Raw genomic sequence first — 916 nt, forward strand, 5'->3', positions numbered from 1 at the left:
TGATCCCTTCAGGATCAGTTCCAACAATATCCGTTTGGATCTGAAGTTGTCGCAAGTATATAGAAACAGCCCTGATGATGCGGCCGACCCTGAATGGGTCGCATGTATATAGAAACATGGTGGGGCTTGGTCACGACCCTGTAGGGGTCGCACAGCGTCGATTAAAGAATTGATCAGAAAATAAAGTTCTACAAGCTATATTTCGTTAAAATCTTGAATAAATAAATATACCTCCCTATCAGGTATTTAAATGTTTTAATACTTGTAGATTAATTCAACAAACCTTATTTTTATTAAATATATTTTTTTTACGTACATGAATTTTTAATGTCTGAACCACTTTGCATATGTCCGGGACATTTTCACAAATTTACATTCAAATCATCTTTGCTGTCAAAGAAAGGAGAAGCCTAATAGCACCTGATTTTGAAGAAGATCTATATAAGTACATAACCGGTATTATAAAACATAAAGATCAAAAGCTATTGGCTATAAACGGAATGCCCGATCATATCCATATTTTAATAGGAATGAAACCTACATGCTGTTTATCGGATCTGGTAAGGGAAATAAAGAAGTCATCAAATGTATTTATCAGGGAGAGTAAACAATCGAGATATAAATTTGATTGGCAGTCTGGATATGGTGCTTTTTCTTATAGCCATTCATCATTAAATAACGTAATCACCTACATAAACAATCAAAAAATACATCATCAAAAGCTAACCTTTAGGGATGAATATATTGCCTTTCTAAAAAAGTTTGACATTGAATTTAAAAATGAATACCTGTTTGAATGGATTGATGATTAGTTGTTACAGGTTATTTTAAGCAATACATTCGATCCTTTCAGGATCGGTTCCGAAAATTAATGTATCCTGCTATAAACATTTGATCCCTTCAGGATCAGTTCCAA

At 33.4% G+C, this 916-nt stretch carries 1 protein-coding gene; it reads left to right on the plus strand.

Annotated elements, in window-relative coordinates; all coding sequences use genetic code 11:
* The first annotated feature begins 347 nt into the window (after nt 1-347).
* On the plus strand, nt 348-812 hold the full coding sequence (gene tnpA / locus EL17_RS22315; protein ID WP_035080032.1) for an IS200/IS605 family transposase: 465 nt from the start codon (nt 348-350) through the stop codon (nt 810-812).
* Nucleotides 813-916 lie beyond the last annotated feature (104 nt).

This window comes from Anditalea andensis, assembly GCF_000714815.1.
Classification (GTDB): domain Bacteria; phylum Bacteroidota; class Bacteroidia; order Cytophagales; family Cyclobacteriaceae; genus Anditalea; species Anditalea andensis.

Excerpts from the sequence above, each read along its gene's own strand:
- tnpA (WP_035080032.1), top strand. The coding sequence starts at position 348 with ATGTCCGGGACATTTTCACAAATTTACATTCAAATCATCTTTGCTGTC.